General features: G+C 71.2%; 16 protein-coding genes, 1 pseudogene and 1 riboswitch. Of the genes and pseudogenes, 14 read left to right on the forward strand and 3 right to left on the reverse strand.

Features of this window, described 5'->3' with window-relative positions; translation table 11 throughout:
• Positions 1 to 331 precede the first annotated feature (331 nt).
• Entirely contained in the window at positions 332 to 1,546 is a 1,215-nt protein-coding gene (locus tag ACWD4J_RS32305) for an MFS transporter (RefSeq protein WP_451399019.1), read from the reverse strand.
• A 165-nt stretch (positions 1,547 to 1,711) separates the two neighbouring features.
• Here ACWD4J_RS32305 and ACWD4J_RS32310 point away from each other — a divergent pair.
• The 11 genes and pseudogenes from ACWD4J_RS32310 to ACWD4J_RS32360 form a co-directional block, all read left to right on the forward strand.
• Positions 1,712 to 2,938: pseudogene (locus tag ACWD4J_RS32310) on the forward strand (ROK family transcriptional regulator); the annotation flags it as partial.
• A gap of 105 nt (positions 2,939 to 3,043) precedes the next feature.
• A riboswitch (FMN riboswitch) is annotated at positions 3,044 to 3,174 on the forward strand.
• 174 nt (positions 3,175 to 3,348) lie between these two features.
• Positions 3,349 to 4,407: a bifunctional diaminohydroxyphosphoribosylaminopyrimidine deaminase/5-amino-6-(5-phosphoribosylamino)uracil reductase RibD gene (gene ribD / locus ACWD4J_RS32315; protein ID WP_451399073.1), complete on the forward strand. Its 1,059-nt coding sequence runs from the start codon at positions 3,349 to 3,351 to the stop codon at positions 4,405 to 4,407.
• A gap of 2 nt (positions 4,408 to 4,409) precedes the next feature.
• Positions 4,410 to 5,048 (forward strand): riboflavin synthase, encoded by a 639-nt coding sequence (locus ACWD4J_RS32320; RefSeq protein WP_451399020.1) that lies wholly within the window; start codon positions 4,410 to 4,412, stop codon positions 5,046 to 5,048.
• Positions 5,045 to 5,689 (forward strand): nicotinamide mononucleotide transporter family protein, encoded by a 645-nt coding sequence (locus ACWD4J_RS32325; RefSeq protein ID WP_451399021.1) that lies wholly within the window; start codon positions 5,045 to 5,047, stop codon positions 5,687 to 5,689. The genes ACWD4J_RS32320 and ACWD4J_RS32325 overlap by 4 nt, the downstream gene beginning before the upstream one ends.
• Entirely contained in the window at positions 5,686 to 6,975 is a 1,290-nt protein-coding gene (locus ACWD4J_RS32330; protein ID WP_451399022.1) for a bifunctional 3,4-dihydroxy-2-butanone-4-phosphate synthase/GTP cyclohydrolase II, read from the forward strand. Before ACWD4J_RS32325 ends, ACWD4J_RS32330 begins: the two co-directional genes overlap by 4 nt.
• 58 nt (positions 6,976 to 7,033) lie before the next feature.
• Positions 7,034 to 7,519, forward strand: coding sequence for a 6,7-dimethyl-8-ribityllumazine synthase (ribH, locus tag ACWD4J_RS32335; protein WP_451399023.1), 486 nt, complete (start codon positions 7,034 to 7,036; stop codon positions 7,517 to 7,519).
• A gap of 34 nt (positions 7,520 to 7,553) precedes the next feature.
• Entirely contained in the window at positions 7,554 to 7,826 is a 273-nt protein-coding gene (locus tag ACWD4J_RS32340; RefSeq protein ID WP_351289664.1) for a phosphoribosyl-ATP diphosphatase, read from the forward strand.
• A 79-nt stretch (positions 7,827 to 7,905) separates the two neighbouring features.
• A complete protein-coding gene (gene hisG, locus ACWD4J_RS32345) occupies positions 7,906 to 8,754 on the forward strand; it encodes an ATP phosphoribosyltransferase (protein ID WP_451399024.1) in 849 nt (282 codons plus the stop codon).
• A gap of 14 nt (positions 8,755 to 8,768) precedes the next feature.
• Positions 8,769 to 9,260, forward strand: a complete 492-nt coding sequence (locus ACWD4J_RS32350) for a PH domain-containing protein (protein ID WP_451399025.1) — start codon at positions 8,769 to 8,771, stop codon at positions 9,258 to 9,260.
• Positions 9,261 to 9,562: 302 nt separating this feature from the next.
• Positions 9,563 to 10,909 carry a hemolysin family protein gene (locus ACWD4J_RS32355; RefSeq protein WP_451399026.1) on the forward strand — a complete coding sequence of 449 codons (1,347 nt, stop codon included), beginning with the start codon at positions 9,563 to 9,565 and terminating at the stop codon, positions 10,907 to 10,909.
• A complete protein-coding gene (locus tag ACWD4J_RS32360) occupies positions 10,906 to 11,997 on the forward strand; it encodes a hemolysin family protein (protein ID WP_451399027.1) in 1,092 nt (363 codons plus the stop codon). The genes ACWD4J_RS32355 and ACWD4J_RS32360 overlap by 4 nt, the downstream gene beginning before the upstream one ends.
• Positions 11,998 to 12,011: 14 nt before the next feature.
• On the opposite strand, the gene ACWD4J_RS32365 is transcribed toward ACWD4J_RS32360, so the two are convergent.
• Together ACWD4J_RS32365 and ACWD4J_RS32370 are read right to left on the reverse strand one after the other, a co-directional pair.
• Positions 12,012 to 13,904 carry an AAA family ATPase gene (locus tag ACWD4J_RS32365; protein ID WP_451399028.1) on the reverse strand — a complete coding sequence of 631 codons (1,893 nt, stop codon included), beginning with the start codon at positions 13,902 to 13,904 and terminating at the stop codon, positions 12,012 to 12,014.
• Between the two features lie 435 nt (positions 13,905 to 14,339).
• A complete protein-coding gene (locus ACWD4J_RS32370; RefSeq protein WP_451399029.1) occupies positions 14,340 to 14,978 on the reverse strand; it encodes a uridine kinase family protein in 639 nt (212 codons plus the stop codon).
• A 176-nt stretch (positions 14,979 to 15,154) separates the two neighbouring features.
• Here ACWD4J_RS32370 and ACWD4J_RS32375 point away from each other — a divergent pair, with 176 nt between their 5' ends.
• The 3 genes from ACWD4J_RS32375 to ACWD4J_RS32385 all read left to right on the forward strand — a co-directional run bounded on the left by ACWD4J_RS32375 (position 15,155) and on the right by ACWD4J_RS32385 (position 18,232).
• Complete coding sequence (locus ACWD4J_RS32375; RefSeq protein WP_451399030.1) at positions 15,155 to 16,525, forward strand: peptidase C39 family protein; 1,371 nt, start codon at positions 15,155 to 15,157, stop codon at positions 16,523 to 16,525.
• 133 nt (positions 16,526 to 16,658) lie between these two features.
• Entirely contained in the window at positions 16,659 to 16,802 is a 144-nt protein-coding gene (locus ACWD4J_RS32380; RefSeq protein ID WP_451399031.1) for an SCO1431 family membrane protein, read from the forward strand.
• A gap of 257 nt (positions 16,803 to 17,059) precedes the next feature.
• Entirely contained in the window at positions 17,060 to 18,232 is a 1,173-nt protein-coding gene (locus tag ACWD4J_RS32385) for an acyl-CoA dehydrogenase family protein (protein ID WP_451399032.1), read from the forward strand.
• The last annotated feature ends 129 nt before the right edge of the window (positions 18,233 to 18,361 follow it).

Genomic DNA, 18,361 nt, shown 5'->3' on the forward strand with positions numbered 1-18,361 from the left:
CGAGGAACGAGAGGGCGTCCTCATCACCTACGAGCGCGAGTTGACCGGGGCACCGCTCCGGCCGGGCTCCGCAGTCCGGCCACCCGAACGGGACGTGCCCTCCAGAGAAACCGATGCCCTCCTCACCGTTCTGTCCGGCCTCGCCACCGTCCCAGGCACCGAAGCCATGCGACGCCTCACGGTGCAAGGCGACGACCGCCCGTTCTGGAGGGGCCATACGCGCTTCCCCGACGCCCGCGCCGCCTGTGAGCGAACGGCGCTACGGGACTTCAGCGCAGCCAATGACCGGCGACCTTGCGCAGACCGTCGAGGAATCGGTGCCGCCGTCCGCTCAGGGGCGCGGATCAGGCGCGGTCGTAGGCGTCGGTGCGCCGGACCGGGTGCTCTCCCGGACGCTCGTGCGCAGCACGCCCGCGAACGCGACCAGGCCGAACGCCAGCACGGTCACCACCCCGAAGGAGACCACCAGGCTGGTCGCCTGGGCGAGCGAACCGATCGCCGACGGCGCGATCAGGCCTGACGTGTACGTGATGGTGGCGACGCCCGCGATGGCCTGGCTCGGGTTGGGCCCGCTGCGTCCGGCCGCAGCGAAGGCCAGCGGTACGACCACCGCGATGCCGAGGCCCATCAGCCCGAACCCGGCCATCGCGACCACCGGGTTGGAGGCCGCGACGACCAGCAGACCGCCGAGGGTGGCCAGCGCCCCGCCTGCGCGCACGGTGCGTACCGCGCCGAACCGGTTCACCACCGCGTCGCCCGCGATCCGGGCGACCGCCATGGTGAGCGTGAAGCCCGTGGTGCATGCGGCCGCGAGGCCCGCCGACGTGTCGAGCACGTCGCGAAGGTAGACCGCGGACCAGTCGAGGCTCGCGCCCTCCGCGAACACCGCGCAGAACCCCACCGCGCCGATCAGCAGCGCCGACTTCGGCGGCAGGGCGAACCGGGGCGGCGGCGCCTCGCCCTCCGTGGGCCGCAGATCCAGTACGCCCTGGCAGGCGGTCAGCCCGGCGGCCGTGAGGACCGCCGAGGCCAGCAGGTGGTGGAGGCGGGCATCTGAGCCCAGATGGGCGGCGAGCGTGCCGGCCGCGGAGCCGATCAGGGCGCCCGCACTCCACATGCCGTGCAGCCCGGACATGATCGACTTGCCGAGCCGGTTCTCGACCTCGACGCCCAGCGCGTTCATCGCGACGTCCGCCATGCCGGCCGCCGCTCCGTACACGAAGAGTGTCGCGCACAGCGTGAGCAGGTTCGGGGAGAGCGAGGGCAGCGCGAGCGCGAGCGTCCAGAGCGTGATGAGGCCGCGCAGGGCGGTACGGGCGCCGAAGCGGTGGCTCACCCAGCCGGCCACGGGCATCGCCGTGGCCGCGCCCAGGGCGGGGAAGGCCAGGGCTACACCGAGCTGTCCCGCGCTCACCGACGCATGGTCCTGGATCCAGGGCACGCGGGTCGCGAACGAGCCCGTGACCGCGCCGTGCACGGTGAAGACGGCGGCCACTGCGTACCGCGCGCGACTCACCTGGCGCTTGTCGTAGAGCACGTCACTCATGCGGTGGTACCTCCCCGATTCACCGGTGTTTTCCCTTCCCTCACCGTCGGCTCCCTGCCCATCGCCGCGTAAGCTAACAGAACTATTAGGGACCCTGCCTGATAATTATCGGCAGGGAAAGCCCCGTGCACGACCGAGTCGCGGCAGAGCGCGACGACGAGCACGACGAGAAGGCGAGCGATGGCGATCTGGAAGGATCCCGGCATGCCCGCATCACCGAGTACCGCCAGGGCCATCAACGACCGGCTCGCGCTCCGCCTGCTGCAGCGACAAGGCCCGCTGACGGCAGGCCAGTTGAAACAGCTGACCGGCCTGTCCAGGCCCACGGTCGCCGACCTCGTCGAGCGGCTGCAGAGCGCCGGGCTGATCACGGTGGTCGGCGAGGCGGGCGCCGAGCGCCGGGGGCCGAACGCACGGCTCTACGGGATCATCGCCGACCGGGCGCATCTCGCCGCCCTCGACGTACGCACCGACGGCCTCAGCGTCGTCGTCGCCGACCTGCTCGGCAGCGTACTGGCCGAGGCGTCCGTGCCGATCGGCGGCGACACCGGCACCGGGTCCGCCGTGGAACAGGCCGTCGCCCTCGTCGAGCGCACCGTCAAGGAGGCCGGCGCGGAGCGGCTGCACAGCATCGGCGTCGGCGCGCCCGGCCTGATCGACCCGGCGACCGGCGAACTGCGCGACTCCACCGGACTGCCCGCCTGGCACCGCCGCCTCGCGGGCACCCTCGAGGAACGGCTCGCGGCGCGCGTGCTCGTGGAGAACGAGACCAACCTCGCCGCCCTCGCCGAACAGCGCGACGGCGCCGCCGCCGACCGGGACACCTTTGTCCTGCTCTGGCTCGGCCACGGCGTGGGCGCCGCCGTCGTGCTCGACGGCGCCCTGCGCCGCGGCGCCTCGGGTGGCACCGGCGAGATCGGCTTTCTGCCGGTGCCCGGCACGGCCGGACTGCCGTCGGCGACCGCCTGCGACGGCGGCTTCCACTCCCTTGCCGGTGCGGCGGCGATCGCCGAACTGGCCGTGGAACACGGCCTGTTGGCACCGCCGGCCCCGGTCTCGCATGAGCCACCGGCTGCGGCACTCGTTCGGCAGGCGGCCGCGGCGGAGCGGGGCGAAGGGCGCGCCTTCCTCGACGCTCTCGCCGGCCGGCTCGCCATCGGCGTGGCCTCGGTGACGGCGGTCCTCGACCCCGGATGCGTCGTCCTCGGCGGCGAGGTCGGACATGCGGGTGGCGAGGCTCTGGCCTCTCGTGTCGCGGACCGGCTCGCCTCGATGTCACCACTGCGCACAGAGGTCCGCGCGAGCGTACTGGGGGGTGCGGCGGTGCTGCGGGGCGCACTGCTCACCGCCCGCGACGCCGCGCAGGAGGAGTTGTTTCCGGGGCAGGGATGAGGCGACACCTGTGCCCGGCCGTGGAGCGGCGTCTGTGAGCCAACCCACAGCAACCCGCTCGCATGAGTGACGATCAGCCGTGGCACACTGTCCGTGTACCAGAAGCAGCGCACTCCGGGGTCGGTGAAAGTCCGAACCGGCGGTTAAAGTCCGCGACCCGGCCGCATCCAGTGGCCGGTTGACCAGGTGAAATTCCTGGACCGACGGTTAAAGTCCGGATGGGAGGCAGTGCGCGGCGGGCGGACACATCCATGTGTACGCCGCCGTCGGTCCGTCCAGCGAGGACGGCCGCCGTCCGGCGCTCCCCGTGGAGTCACGCTCGTAGATTCTGTCGTCATCGACAGCCCCGGAGTCCGTGCCCGAAGAGGCAGGAGGACCCGGTGGCCCCCACCGCAGCCGAAGCAGCAGCGATGCGTCGCGCCATCGCGCTCGCCGCACGCGGACTAGGCTCCACCAGCCCCAATCCCGTCGTGGGCGCCGTCATCCTCGATGCCTCGGGCGAAGTCGTCGGCGAGGGCTTCCACCAGCGTGCGGGCGGCCCGCACGCCGAGGTCCACGCCCTCCGGGCGGCCGGTGACAAGGCCCGCGGCGGCACCGCCGTCGTGACCCTCGAACCGTGCAACCACACCGGCCGTACGGGCCCGTGCGCCCAGGCACTCATCGACGCGGGCATCGCCCGCGTCGTCTACGCGGTCGGCGACCCGAACCCCTCGGCGACGGGCGGTGCGGAAACCCTGCGCCGCGCCGGCATCGACGTCGACGGCGGCCTCCTGGCCGAAGAGGCGGAGGCCGGCAACATCGCCTGGCTCACCTCCGTACGCCTCGGCCGCCCCCACGTCACCTGGAAGTACGCGGCCACGCTCGACGGCCGGATCGCCGCCGCCGACGGCACGAGCCGCTGGATCACCTCCGCCGAGTCCCGCGCCGACGTGCACCGGCTGCGCGCGGAGTGCGACGCGGTCGTCGTCGGCTCCGGCACCGCCCGCACCGACGACCCGCACCTCGCGGTGCGCGGTATCGACGGGGCCGTCCAGCCGCTGCGCGTCGTCCTCGACACCCACGCCACGATCCTGCCGACCGCCCGCGTCCTCGACGACGCGGCGCCCACGCTGGTCGCCGTCGCCGAGGACGCCGACACGCGCCATCTGCCGGGCGTCGAACTGCTCCGGCTGCCCCTGCACGACGGCCGTATCGGCGTGCACGACCTGCTCACGAACCTGCACCTGCGCGGCATTCGGTCCGTGCTGCTCGAAGGCGGCCCGACTCTCGCCGGAGCCTTCGTCGCCGGGGACGCCGTCGACCGCGTCATCGGCTATCTCGCACCCGTTCTGCTCGGCGCGGGGCCCGGGGCCCTCGCCGAGGCCGGAATCACCACCATCGCCGACGCGTTGAGGCTCGACGTCACCGAGACCGTGCGCATCGGGCCCGATCTGCGTATCACCGCCACCCTCGCAACGAAGGAGCACTGAACGTGTTCACCGGAATCGTCGAAGAGCTGGGAGAGGTCACCGCCGTCGAGAATCTCGGCGACGCCTCCCGCTTCCGGCTGCGCGGCCCCGTCGTCACCGAAGGCGCCAAGCATGGCGACTCCATCGCCGTCAACGGCGTCTGTCTGACGGTCGTCGAGCACGAGGGCGACGAGTTCACGGCGGACGTGATGGCGGAGACGCTGAACCGGTCGAGCCTCGGCGCCCTCGCCGCCGGCTCCCGGGTCAACCTGGAGCGGCCCACCGCGGTCGGCACGCGCCTCGGCGGGCACATCGTGCAGGGTCACGTCGACGGCACCGGCGAGATCCTCGAGCGCAAGCCCTCCGACAACTGGGAGATCATCAAGATCTCGCTGCCCGCGGACCTCTCCCGGTACGTCGTCGAGAAGGGCTCCATCACCGTCGACGGCGTGAGCCTCACCGTCGTCGACGCCGGCCCGGACTACTTCACCATCAGCCTCATCCCGACCACGCTCGCCCTGACGACGCTCGGCATCAAGCAGCCCGGCGCCCCGGTCAACCTCGAGGTGGACGTCATCGCCAAGTACGTCGAGCGGCTGCTGGCCCACAACAACCCCACCGAGAACGGCGAGAACGCCGAGGCCAAGGAGAGCACCCGGTGAACTGGCTGAACTCCGAGGCGTTCACCGTCCTCGGCCAGCAGATCAAGTGGTCCGACATGATCGGCAACACGGTCGGCCTCATCGCCCTGGCGCTCGGCTGGCGCCGCTCCATATGGACCTGGCCCGCCCAGCTCCTGTCCGGCGTCATCCTCCTCGCGGCCTTCGCCTCCGCCCACCTCTCGGGCAGCGCCGGCAAGCAGCTGGTCGTCATCGTGGTGGCCGTGTTCGGCTGGCTGCAGTGGAACCGCGGCAGGCAGCAGGCCCAGGACGGCTCGATCGCCGTGCGGTTCGCCACCTGGCGTGAGCGCGGTTACCTGGCCGGCGGCGCCGCGCTCGGCACCCTGGCGGTCGGCGGCCTGTTCACGGCCTTCCCGACGCTGTCGTGGGACCCGTGGCCCGACGCGTACATCTTCGTCGGCACGATCGTCGCCATGTACGCCCAGGCGCGCGGCATGGTCGAGTTCTGGTTCGCCTGGCTGCTCGTCGACGTCGTGGGCGTCCCGCTCAACTTCGCCAACGGCTTCGCCTTCTCCGGCTTCGTCTACATCGTCTACGGCGCTCTCGTCCTGTGGGGCATGCGCGACTGGTGGCTGCGCTCCCGTGAGGCCGGCCGGCCCATCCCGGAAGGAGCTACGGCATGACATCGACTCTCTGGTACGGCACCGACGAGGTCGAGGACTTCACCCTCGACCCGGTCGAGCAGGCCATCGCGGACATCGCGGCAGGGCGGCCGGTCGTCGTCGTGGACGACGAGGACCGGGAGAACGAGGGCGACCTCGTGATCGCCGCCGAGAAGGCCACGCCCGAGATCGTCGCGTTCATGATGAGCGAGTGCCGCGGGCTGATCTGCGCCCCCATGGAGGGCGACGAGCTCGACCGCCTCGAGCTGCCGCAGATGGTCCAGCACAACACCGAGTCGATGCAGACGGCCTTCACGGTCTCCGTCGACGCGTCCGCCGCGCACGGTGTCACCACCGGCATCTCCGCCGCGGACCGCGCCACCACGCTGCGGCTGCTGGCCGACGGCGTGGCCGGCCCCGCCGACTTCGTGCGCCCCGGACACATCTTCCCGCTGCGCGCCAAGCCGGGCGGCGTGCTCGTCCGCAACGGCCACACCGAGGCCGCCGTCGACCTCGCGCGCCTCGCGGGACTGCGCCCCGCCGGAGCGATCGTCGAGATCGCCGGCGAGGACGGCACCATGCTGCGCCTGCCCGAACTGATCCCGTTCGCCCGCAAGCACGGCCTGTCGATCATCTCCATCGAGGACCTGATCGCCTACCGCCGCTCCTCCGAGCCGACGGTCCGCCGCGAGGCGGAGGTCCAGCTCCCCACCGCCTTCGGCGACTTCACGGCGTACGGCTACCGCTCCACGGTCGACGGAGTCGAGCACATCGCGCTCGTCCACGGCGACATCGGCGCCGGCGAGGACGTACTCGTCCGCGTCCACTCCGAGTGCCTGACGGGCGACGTCTTCCACTCGCTGCGCTGCGACTGCGGCCCCCAGCTGCAGGCGTCCATGCAGCGCATCACCGCCGAGGGCCGTGGCGTCGTCGTCTACCTGCGCGGCCACGAGGGCCGCGGCATCGGCCTGATGTCCAAGCTGCGCGCCTACGAGCTCCAGGAGCGCGGCCGCGACACGCTCGACGCCAACCTCGAACTCGGCCTGCCGGCCGACGCCCGGGACTACGGCGCGAGCGCGCAGATCCTCAAGGACCTCGGCGTACGGGGCCTGCGGCTGCTGACCAACAACCCGGACAAGACGGACGCGCTCGTCCGCCACGGACTCAAGGTCACCGGCCGCGAGCCGATGCCCGTCCAGGCAGGCGAGCACAACCTCCGCTATCTGCAGACCAAGCGCGACCGCATGGGCCACGACCTGCCCTGGCTCGACACCGCCCCGGCGTCGTCGCCCTGCGGCAGCCAGTGATCCCGCACCACCCAGTCACACCCACATCGACAAGTACGACACCTACGAGGAGCAGCGCGTGAGCGGCAAGGGCGCACCAGAACTGAGCGTGAAGAACTGCAGCGACCTGCGGGTCGCGGTCATCGCCGCCCAGTGGCACGAGAAGGTCATGGACGGGCTCGTCGACGGCGCCCTGCGCGCCCTGCGCGAGCTCGGCATCGACGAGCCCACCCTGCTGCGCGTGCCGGGCAGCTTCGAGCTTCCGGTCGTCGCCAAGGTCCTGGCGTCGCGCGGCTACGACGCCGTGGTCGCGCTCGGCGTGGTCATCCGCGGCGGCACCCCCCACTTCGAGTACGTGTGCCAGGGCGTCACCCAGGGCCTCACGCAGGTGTCGATCGACACCGGTGTGCCCATCGGCTTCGGCGTGCTGACCTGCGACACCGAGGAGCAGGCGCTGGACCGCGCGGGCCTCGAGGGCTCCAACGAGGACAAGGGCCACGAGGCGGTCACCGCGGCCGTCGCGACGGCGATGACGCTCCGCACCGTCTCCGAGCCCTGGCGCTAGGGGGAGCGCGCGGCCGCGTAGAGTAGGCACCACCATGTCCAAGAAGACGTTCGAGGAGCTCTTCACCGAGCTCCAGCACAAGGCAGCCAACGGCGACCCCGCCACCTCCCGTACCGCCGAGCTGGTCGGCAAGGGTGTCCATGCCATCGGCAAAAAGGTCGTCGAGGAGGCCGCCGAAGTGTGGATGGCCGCCGAGTACGAGGGCAAGGAGGCGGCCGCCGAGGAGATCTCGCAGCTCCTGTACCACGTGCAGGTGATGATGGTCGCCCGCGGCATCTCCCTCGACGACGTCTACGCCTACCTGTAGCCCGGCAGACGCACAGACCAGCAGACCCGCACCCCAGCTCCGTACCGAACACCCCTTCGCACCAAAGGAATCCGACCTCATGCTGCGCATCGCCGTCCCCAACAAGGGTTCACTGTCCGGCCCTGCGGCGGAGATGCTGCATGAGGCCGGATACCAGCAGCGCAGGGACTCCAAGGAGCTGGTGATCGTCGACCCGGACAACGAGGTCGAGTTCTTCTATCTGCGCCCGCGCGACATCGCGATCTACGTGTCGTCCGGCCGCCTCGACATCGGTATCACCGGCCGCGACCTGCTGATCGACTCCGGCGCCAGCGCCGAGGAGATCCTCCCGCTCGGCTTCGCCCGCTCCACCTTCCGCTACGCCACCAAGCCGGGCACGGCGAAGGGCGTCGAGGACCTGGGCGGCATGACGATCGCCACCTCGTACGAGGGCATCGTCGCCAAGCACCTCGCGGACAACGGCGTCGACGCGTCCGTGGTCCACCTGGACGGCGCCGTCGAGACCGCCATCGAGCTCGGCGTCGCGCAGGTCATCGCGGACGTCGTGGAGACCGGGACGTCGCTGCGCAACGCCGGCCTCGGCGTCATCGGTGAGCCGATCATGAAGTCGGAGGCCGTCGTCATCCGCCGCACCGGCGCGGACGCCGACGAGCCGAAGGTCCAGCAGTTCCTGCGCCGCCTCCAGGGCGTCCTCGTCGCACGTACCTACGTGATGATGGACTACGACTGCCGCGCCGAGCACCTGGAGAAGGCCGTCGCGCTCACCCCCGGTCTCGAATCGCCGACGGTCTCCCCGCTGCACAACGAGGGCTGGGTCGCCGTCCGCGCCATGGTCCCGGCCAAGGAGGCGCAGCGGATCATGGACGACCTGTACGCACTCGGGGCGCGGGCCATCCTCACCACGGCCATCCACGCCTGCCGCCTCTGAAGGATCCGGTAGCCATGACTGAGATGCGGGATGTGCCGGCCGTGCCGGATACGCCTGCCGGGCCCGCCGCGCCCGCGCTGCCCGTCACCTTCCGGCCGTCCCGCACCCGGGCCGTCCTGCTGACCGCCGCACTCGCGATCTTCGTGGTCCTCACGGTGATCGCGATGATGCTGCCGAAGCTCGGCCCGGGGGAGCGGCTCAGCTTCGTCTTCACCGGCGCGCTGCTCTCGGGTGTCCTCGTCCTGCTCAGCAGGCCCAAGGTCGCCGCCGACGAGTCCGGCGTCACCATTGTGAACATCGTCACCCGGCGGCGCCTTGACTGGGCCGAGATCCTGCATGTCAACCTCCGGGTGGGCGACCCCTGGGTGTTCATCGACCTCAGCGACGGCACCAGCCTGCCGGCCCTCGGTATCCAGCCCGGCATCGCCAGGGAGCACGCGATCCGCGACGCCCGCGCCCTGCGGGCACTTGTCGAGACGCGGAGCGTCGGCACCTCGCAGAAATAACTGCAATCCGGACAATTCGCCCAAATGGCGCCAGGGGTCGGCGTGGGGGAACAGTCGACGTGAGGAACATCAGTGCCGACTCGGGGGGTTCACCCTGACGTACCGGGGCTTGTCTTGATTAATCTGTTGACGGGGTGCGCTGTATGCCGCCCCGCCCCTCCGTCGGCTGCCCGGCCGGCGTGGGGGTTCCTGCTATCCGAGGAGTGACCCTCTCCGGCGATGGACGGTTCGTCCTGTAGTACCTGCGCCGCCCTCTCCCGACCCCCTGCGGACCTCGTCCGCGTCGGTCCGGAGGCGGTGGCATGACCATCCCCCTGCTGCTTCTCGCGGCTGCCTTCCTCCTGATTCTCGCCAACGGATTCTTCGTCGCGGCCGAGTTCGGCCTCGTCACCGTCGAGCGGCCGGACGCCGAGCAGGCAGCCGCAGCCGGCGACCGACGAGCACGCACCGTCGTGGACGCCCTCAGGGAGCTCTCGTTCCAGCTCTCGGGCACCCAGCTCGGCATCACCATCACCTCCCTGGTCGTCGGCATGCTCGCCGAACCGGCCCTGGCGGAGCTCCTCTCCGGCCCGTTCACGGCCGTCGGCGTGCCCGAGGGCGCGGTCTCCGGCGTCTCCGTGGTCGTCGGCATGCTGCTGGCCTCCGCCGTGCAGATGGTGATCGGCGAGCTCGTGCCCAAGAACTGGGCGGTGTCACGGCCCCTGCAGGTCGCGCGGTTCGTCGCCGGCCCGCAGCACGTCTTCTCGCGGCTGTTCAGGCCGGTCATCGCCGGGCTGAACGCGGTAGCCAACCGGCTCGTACGCACGCTGGGCGTCGAGCCCGCCGACGAGCTGGCCTCCGCCCGCACCCCCGACGAACTGGTATCCCTGGCCCGGCACTCCGCCCAGGCAGGCGCGCTCGAACAGGACACCGCCGACCTCTTCGTACGCACGCTCTCCCTCGCCGATCTGACCGCCCAGCATGTGATGACGCCCCGCGTGAAGGTCAGCGCGCTGCAGTCCTCGGCGACCGCCGAGGATGTGGTCAACCTCACCCGCGCCACGGGTCTGTCCCGCTTCCCGGTCTACCGGGAGCGCATCGACGAGATCATCGGCATGGTCCACCTCAAGGACGCCCTGGCCGTGCCGTCCGCCGACCGGCGGCGCACGCCCGTGGTCGGCATCGCTCAGGCACCCCTGCTCGTCCCCGAGACCCTGCCCGTGCAGCCCCTCCTGGAGCGGCTGCGCAGCGAACAGCCGATAGCCATAGTGGTCGACGAGTACGGCGGCACGGCCGGTGTCGTCACGCTCGAGGACATCATCGAGGAGCTCGTCGGCGAGGTCCGCGACGAGCACGACGGACACGACCTGCCCGAACTCGCCCCGGCCCCGCCCGAGGACGGCCGACCGGCCTGGGACGCCGACGGCAGCTGCCGCGTCGACACCCTGCAGCGCATAGGACTCGACGTGCCGGAGGGACCGTACGAGACCGTCGCCGGACTCGTCGCCGATCTGCTCGGCCGGATCCCCGTACCTGGCGACCGCGCCGAACTCCCCGGCTGGCGGTTGTCGGTGCGGCAGGTCGGGCACTACCGCGCGGAGCGCGTCCGCATCGTCAGGACCGCGGATGCCGAGTCCGTCGCGACCGCGGGGGCGGAGGCCGCCCGATGAGCCTGCTCCAACTTCTGTTCGCCGTCCTGCTCGTGCTCGCCAACGGATTCTTCGTCGGCGCCGAGTTCGCGCTGGTCTCCGTACGCCGGAGCCAGATCGAGCCCCTGGACTCCACACGGGCCCGCCAGGTCCTCTACGGCCTGGAGAACCTGCCGCAGATGATGGCGGCCGCCCAGTTCGGCATCACCATCTGCTCACTGACGCTGGGCGCGGTCGCCGAGCCGACCGTGGCGCATCTGCTCGAACCGGCCTTCGAGGCCATCCAGCTGCCCGAGGGCATGATCCACCCCCTCGGCTACGTCATCGCACTCGCCGTGGTCGTCTTCATGCACCTCGTCATCGGCGAGATGGTCCCGAAGAACCTCGCCATGGCGGCCCCAGAGAAGACAGCGCTGTGGCTGAGCCCCGGCCTGGTCGCCTTCGCCCGGGTGTGCGGGCCGGTCACCGTGGGCCTGGGCGCCTGCGCCCGACTGGTCCTCAAGCTCTTCCGGGTCGAGCCCAAGGACGAGGTCGAGGCCGTCTTCACCAGCGTGCAGCTGGGCCGGCTCGTGGAGGACGCCGGCCAGGCGGGTCTCCTCGACCCCGAGGAGCAGGAGCGTCTGGAGGACGCCCTCGAACTCGGCTCGCGCCCGGTGACGGACGTTCTGCTGGACCGCGCCTCACTCGTGACCGTGGGCCCCTCGGTCACCCCGGGCCAGGTCGTCGCCCTCACCGCCTCCACCGGCTACTCCCGCTTTCCGGTGGTCGCAGAGGGGGGCGCCTTCATGGGCTACCTCCACGTGAAGGACGTACTGGACCTGGAGGACAGCGACCGCGCCGTGCCGCAGCAGCTCTGGCGGCCCATGACGACGCTCCGTGCGGAGCTGCCGCTCGACGACGCCCTGACCGTGATGCGGCGCGCCGCGACGCACCTTGCGCAGGTCGCCGACGCGTCGGGGCGTGTGCTGGGGCTTGTGGCGCTCGAGGACGTGCTGGAGCTGCTGGTGGGCGAGGTACGGGATCCGGCGCACCGGGGTACCGAGGCGGCGCCGGCGCCCCGGGTCACCGAACCCCGGACGGGGGCTCCGGAAGGGGCGCTGGCGGGCTGAGACCGGCGTTCGCCTCACACCCCTGTCGGGCCGCCGGGACCGCGGCCCGACAGAACCTCCCCGTACGCCTGCATGAGGTCCGGCAACCGCAGTGTCGCCAGATCGTCGCGGGTCGGCGTCGCCGTGTACCCGGACAGCCGCAGGTCCCGGTACGCGCAGCTCTTCTCGTAGAGGGTGCGCAGGAAGCGGCCGTTGCCGAGCTCGTCGATCCAGCCCTGGTCGACGACGTGCCCGCTGATGGAGCGCAGCTCGTCCAGCGCCTCCTCGTCCCACACGTCGCCGTTCTCGGCGGCGAGTACCTCGCCGATGGAGGTCAGTTCGAGCGGGCGGTACGACGGGAAGTCGACGCGGGTGGTGAAACGCGAGCTCAGCCCGGGGTTGGCGGCGAGCAGGCGGTCCATGCCCTCGGGGTAGCCCGCGAGGATGACGACGAGGTGGTCGCGGTTGTCCTCGGCCCGTTTGAGGAGCACCTGCAGGGCCTCGTCGCCGTACGCGTCGCCCTTGCCGTAGCCCGAGTTGGACAGGGCGTACGCCTCGTCGACGAAGAGGACGCCGCCGATCGCCGAGTCGATCAGCTCATTGGCCTTGACGGCGGTCTGGCCCAGGTATTCGCCGACGAGATCGGCGCGCTGGGCCTCGACCAGATGGTCACCGCCGAGCAGCCCGAGCGCGTAGAAGACCCTGCCTAAGATGCGGGCCACCGTGGTCTTGCCGGTTCCCGAGGGGCCCGAGAAGACGAAGTGCCGCTTCGGCGGCTGGACGGGCAAACCCTGCCCGGCGCGCAGCCGCGCCATGTTCAACTGCGCCGACAACGCCTTCACCTGGCGCTTCACCGGCTCGAGGCCCACCATGCGCTCCAGCTCGGCGAGTGCTTCCTCGAGCAGCGCGGAGTCGGCGGGCCCGGCCGGCAGCTGCGGACCCGGCTGCACCGGCACGACGGCCTTCTCACGCACCCTGTCGGTGACGTCCTGCACCGTGGACGGGGCCGAGGGCACCACCCCGGGAGGCGGCAGGTCGGGTTCGCTCACCTTGAGGTCGCGGCCCTCCGTACCGACCAGCGAGTCGCCGCCGTCGGGCCCGTCCACCGTGTCCTGTCCGAGGCCGGTGAGGGTGATCGACGCGAGGTCGGCCGTCTCGTCGTAGCCGTCCCCTTCCGCGATGGCCGCGAGTCGCGCCGAGGTGTCCATGAAAGCGGGGTCGACCCGGTGCACCGCCCGGTACAGCGGCAGCGCCGCCGCGCTGCGCCCGGTGCCCTCGTGCGCCCGCGCCAGCCAGTAGCGCAGCTCCTTGCGCTGCGGCTGCTCGCTGCGGCAGCGCATCAGTGCGGCGGACAGCAGCGGTTCCGCCTGGGCGTACGTCTCGAGCCGGACCCGCGCCATGCCCGCGAACAGGCCCGCCTCGATGCCGAGGATGGGATCGTCGATCAGCGGGTCGGTGTGCCGGACGAGTTGGTCCCAGTCCTTGACCAGATAGGCGCGGCACGCGTGCAGGAACCGCACCTGCGGATCGGCGTCGACCGGCGGCAGCCCGGCCAGGGCCCGGTCCAGTTCGGGGACGTGGCGGCCGTCCAGCCAGTGGGAGGCGTGCGCGAGCAGCAGGTCGCGCGGGGACTCCAGGACGGGCTGCACCCACCACCCCAGCCAGTACCAGGAGTTCAGCGCCCGGCGGTGCCTGGTGCGCTGTTCGCCGAAGCGGTCCCGGTGCCGGAACATCCGTAGCAGCGCCGTCGTGGTGTCGATGCGCAGAGCGTGCAGCCCCAGCCAGCCGTCGGCCATGCCCGGGTCCATCCGTACGGCGTCCCGGAACTCCTCCTCCGCCTGCGGATACGCGCCCATCGTGTAGGCGTCGACCCCGCGCAGCCAGGCGAGGTCCGCCGGGCCGGGTGAACCCTGCGTACCGAAGTCCATCAAGTCCCCCACATACCGTGCCCCCGTGGTGCCGCCGAGCCGGTGCCCGCCGACAGCCCTCGTCGAACCGCATTGCCGTGGACGGGAGTTGACCCGGTGCGATGAGCAGCCGTCCGAAGGTCGCACCGAGAGGCATGGTACCTGCGGGGGATCGCGGGCCGAAGGGTGGCGCCACGGAGGATCGGGCAGGTGGGAGCAGAGAGGGCGCACAGGCGAATGGTGACCGAGGGTGAGCGGATTGCGGCGCGGCGCAGGCACCGAAAGGCGAAAAAGGACAGAACGAAGCCCCCGGTCACGGGGGAACAACCAGGGGCTTCGCGTCTGTGGGGCAGCCTCGAAAGGCCGCACATTGAGAACGTAAGTCCTGTACGACGTGTCGGTCAAGCAGAGTTGAGGACACTCTCCGAAAGTCGTGGGAGCGGCCTGCCGAGGCTTTCAGCGCACCATGAACGGTCCATCACGAAGCGTGACGGCTCGAGTTGATTCTGCGGTCGCAGCAGGTCCCCGCAGCATCTCGTATCCCTCAGGGCACTGCCGTACCAGGAGGTCGGCGAAGGGGCGGGACGGGTCGTCGGCGAAGTGCTGCAGTTCGGCGGCGACCCATCCTTCCCAGAACTCCCTCTGCTCCGGACCGTCCCGTCGGCGGCCTCTGTCCCACGACTCCTCCGCCGGGTGATCCATCCACAGCAGAAGCGCCAGCATCGGCCGCAGCTCCCAGCGGCCCGCGCCGACACCCTCGACGAGGACCACGGGTGCGGGCTCCAGGGCGCGTGCGGTGCCGAAGCGGCGGGTGTGCCAGTCGTAGGGGAGGTAGCGCGCGGTCTCGCCTCTCGACAGCGGCTGGATCACCTGCTCACCCAGCCGCTCCGTCCAGCCGAACAGCTCCTCGTGCGTCGCGATGTCGTCGAGGCGGAGCACCGGGGCTCCGCCCAGCGCCTCGGACAGCCGCACGGCGAACGTGGACTTTCCGGACCCCGCGTGTCCGTCCACGCCGACCAGCCGCACCGGACCGCACGAAGGGGGCAGCGCCCGAAGGGCCCGGGTCAGTCGGAGAAGCGGCGGTCGCATGGTCATCGCCTCAAGCCTACGGGCCGCGCGGCGCCGGAATGTTCAGAGGTCAAGGCCAATATTGGTGGGCGTGGCTGCCTCCGATGTGCTGGCAGAACATGCGTGGCACCGGTCATAGTTGGGCCACTGTCGTGAACCTGACCTACCTCTTCCGGATCCGACGCCACTGGGGGACCCCGTCCATGACCAGATCCCACCCGATGTCCCGCAGGACCGTGCTCACGGCCGCCATCGCCGCCGCGGCGGCCGGCGGCACCGGCAGCGCGTCCGCCGCCACCGCCGCTCCATCCGCCTCCGTCGGCAGTGCCAGGGGCGCCGCCACGTCCCTGGTCGACAACCGCGCCTGGACCTCGTACACGGACTGGCGCAGCGGCACCTCCGACGGCACCCGGGTGGTCGCGGGGGCCCGTCCGGGCGTGGTGATCGGCCGGCCGGCGGGCACCACCGACTACACGGACCCGCACACCGGGCAGAACGCGATCTGGGAGTACGCCCAGTGGACCTCGCCCGTCCACCGACTCTCCGTGCCCTCGACCGAGGCCATCGCGTCCTGGAACGCGCACACACCGGCCGGCACCTGGCTCCAGGTCGAACTGCAGGGCACCTACACCGACGGCACGGACACCCCCTGGTACGTGATGGGGCGCTGGGCCTCCGGTGACCAGGACATCAGGCGCACATCGGTCGACGACCAGAGCGACGGCAAGAGCAGCATCTGGACGGACACCTTCGCGATCGACGACCCGGCGTCCGGGCTCCGCCTCGTCTCGTACCGGCTCCGCCTCACCCTCTACCGCAGGCCAGGCAGCAACGTCACGCCCACGGTATGGAGGCTCGGCGCGATGGGCTCCGACATCCCGGACCGTTTCACCGTCCCGGCCTCGACGCCGGGGCTCGCGACGGAACTGATCGTTCCGCGGTACTCGCAGAGCATCCACGCCGGTCAGTACCCCGAGTACGACAACGGCGGCGAGGCCTGGTGCAGCCCCACCTCCTCACAGATGATCATCGAGTACTGGGGCCGGAAGCCGACGACCGAGGACCTGGCCTGGGTCGACCCCTCGTACGCCGACCCGCAGGTGTGCCATGCGGCGCGTTTCACCTACGACTACCAGTACGAGGGCTGCGGCAACTGGCCGTTCAACGCCGCCTACGCGGCGACCTACAAGGACCTGCAGGGCGTCGTCACCCGGCTCGGCTCGCTGACCGATCTGGAGACGCTGATCGGTGCGGGGATCCCGGCGATCACCTCGCAGTCGTTCCTGAAGGAGGAGCTGACGGGGGCCGGTTACGGCACGTCGGGGCATCTGATGACCGTGATCGGCTTCACCGCGGACGGCGACGTGGTCGCCAACGATCCGGCGTCGCCGAGCGACGAGGCCGTACGGCGCGTCTACAAGAGGCGGGAGTGGGAGAACATCTGGCTGCGGACCAAGCGGTACAACTCCACCGGAAAGGTGGTCTCCGGTACCGGTGGCGTCTGCTACCTGTACTTCCCGGCGCGGCCGACCCCGCAGCAGGTGAGGGCACTGGCCGCGGTGGGTGTGGGCTGAGGGCTCGTCCCCGGCGTGCCCCGGCGCGTGAGCGATGTCTCTCCGGCTGGGGGCCCGCAGGGGGACGTTTCGGTGGCAAGGTGGACAGATCACCGGGGGAGTCCACTGCCCTACGACCGTCAAGCGAGCTGCCATGACCTCGACCTCCGCCACCGCCGGCCGCACCCGTACCCGCACCGGCGGTCCCGACGACGGGCCCAGGATCCTGGAGCACGTCCTGGGCTGGGTCCTGGTCGTGGTTCTCGCGATGTTCGTCACGCAGGCCGGACTCATGTGACCGGACCCGTTGACCGGGTCTGCATGGCCATACCGATGTGAACCGTGATGCTCTGCCTCCGATCGGGCATACTCACCGCGCCACAGCCGCTGATCAGCCGTTCCGTGATCCGGAAGGGCAGCATCGGCTGAGGCGTGCCGAGTTTTCCGGGGTCGGTGACCCGCGGCTGCCGCCGACGGGTCAGGACCCCGCCGGCGGCGCCGCCCCCGTCTGTGCGCGCGTCCGCCGCAGTGCCCGACAGGGAGGAGAGCGTCGCCATGCACGACCGCGCCCCGCAGCCGGTGGACCGTCAACTGCCCACGGACGAGGCCCGGGACCTGTTCTCGCTCGTACGTGACCTCGTCCAGCGTGAGATCGCCCCGAAGGCGGCCGAGGAGGAGGACGCCGGGCGCTTCCCGCGCGAAGTCTTCACGCTGCTCTCCGGGTCCGGACTGCTCGGACTGCCCTACTCCTCCCAGTACGGCGGCGGTGACCAGCCGTACGAGGTCTATCTCCAGGTCCTCGAGGAGCTCGCCGCAGCGCGCCTGACCGTCGGCCTCGGCGTCAGCGTCCACTCCCTCTCCTGTCATGCGCTCGCGGGCTACGGCTCCAGGGACCAGCAGGCCGAGCACCTGCCCGCCATGCTCGGCGGCGGCCTGCTCGGTGCGTACTGTCTTTCCGAGTCCGCCTCCGGTTCCGATGCCGCGTCCCTGCGTACGAAGGCCGTGCGGGAGGGTGACACCTGGGTGCTGACCGGTACCAAGGCATGGACCACCCATGGCGGCGTCGCCGACTTCTACACGGTGTTCGCCCGCACCGGTGGCGAGGGCCGGCACGGCATCACGGCGTTCCTGGTGCCCGGGGACGCCGAGGGCCTCAGTGCCGCGGCGCCGGAGAAGAAGATGGGCATGAAGGGCTCGCCCACCGCTCAGCTGCACTTCGACGGGGTGCGGGTGCCGGACAGCCGCCGGATCGGCGAGGAGGGGCAGGGCTTCGCGATCGCCCTGTCCGCACTCGACTCCGGACGGCTCGGCATCGCGGCCTGCGCGATCGGCGTGGCCCAGGCGGCGCTGGACGCGGCCCTGGCGTACGCCACCGAGCGCCGGCAGTTCGGCCGGCGGATCGCCGACTTCCAGGGCCTGCGGTTCATGCTGGCCGACATGGCCACGCACATCGAGGCGGGCAGGGCCCTCTGTCTCTCGGCGGCCCGCCTGCGCGACATGGGCAGGCCGTTCTCCAAGCAGGCCGCTATGGCGAAGCTGCTGTGCACCGACACCGCGATGAAGGTCACCACCGACGCCGTCCAGGTGCTCGGCGGCTACGGCTACACCGCTGACTTCCCCGTCGAGCGTTACATGCGTGAGGCCAAGGCGCTGCAGATCGTGGAGGGCACCAACCAGATTCAGCGGATGGTCATCGCCCGTCACCTGGCGGGACCCGAGTCCCGCTGAACTGTCCGGCCCTGACGAGAGGCGCCGCGAGACGCACCCACTCCGGGTCGTGGCGCCCCGGCAGCGTCTTGCCGCGGTTGGCCCAGGAGGTCATCAGGGCGCGGTAGATGGGCGGGTCCGGCATCTGGG

The sequence above is a fragment of the Streptomyces sp. NPDC002577 genome (assembly GCF_053594815.1).